Annotated in this window: 1 protein-coding gene; it reads right to left on the bottom strand. The window is 35.5% G+C overall.

Annotated features, from left to right (window positions below; translation table 11 throughout):
* Positions 1-48: 48 nt before the first annotated feature.
* On the bottom strand, positions 49-757 hold a 709-nt coding region (locus DBX25_RS20420), incomplete at its 5' end, for an IS3 family transposase (protein ID WP_108672584.1).

Consider the following 757-nt stretch of genomic DNA (forward strand, 5'->3'; position numbering starts at 1 on the left):
ATTTGAACTGACCCCTGTAAAGTAGACATTGGAAATAATAAAAATGATTTAAGCGGCTTTAGCCCTAAATTCAAGAGGGCTAAGGCCGTTTAGTCGTTTTTGATATCTATCATGATTATAGAAATGAATGTACTCATCTACGGCAATTAAGAGGTCTTCAAACGTGTTGTACTTATGTAAATAATATTTCTCACATTTTAGTGTCCCCCAAAAAGATTCCATTGGTCCATTATCAATACATCTTCCTACACGTGACATGCTTTGTGTTATTTCTGCTTTATCTAATCTACGCTTGAACCCATGAGAGGTATACTGGTACCCACGATCACTATGAATAAGAGGCTTATCTCCCTTCAAATGCTTAGTAGCTTGATCAAGTGTCTCAAAAACCAGCTTATTATTATTTGAATGTCCTAAAACATAGCTAACAATTGATCCATCATACAAATCAAGAATAGCGCTTAAATAAGCTTTCTTTGAAGAACCATATTTAAATTCTGTGACATCCGTTACCCACTTTTCATTCGGCTTTTCCGCCGTGAATTCACGTTTCAACACATTCTCTGCCACATGTTGGGGGATAGACCTCTTATAAGACTTTCTCTTTCTGCGGATCACAGACTTAATACCTGCAATCCTCATTAATCTATATATACGTTTGTGATTAAAGTTCTTTTCAAATATTCGGTTTATATTTAAAGTCATCCTGCGATAGCCGTAAATGCCATCTACTTTTATGTAAAGGGCTTTTATCTCT

The organism is Peribacillus acanthi (assembly GCF_003073175.1).
GTDB classification, from domain to species: domain Bacteria; phylum Bacillota; class Bacilli; order Bacillales; family DSM-1321; genus Bacillus_BN; species Bacillus_BN acanthi.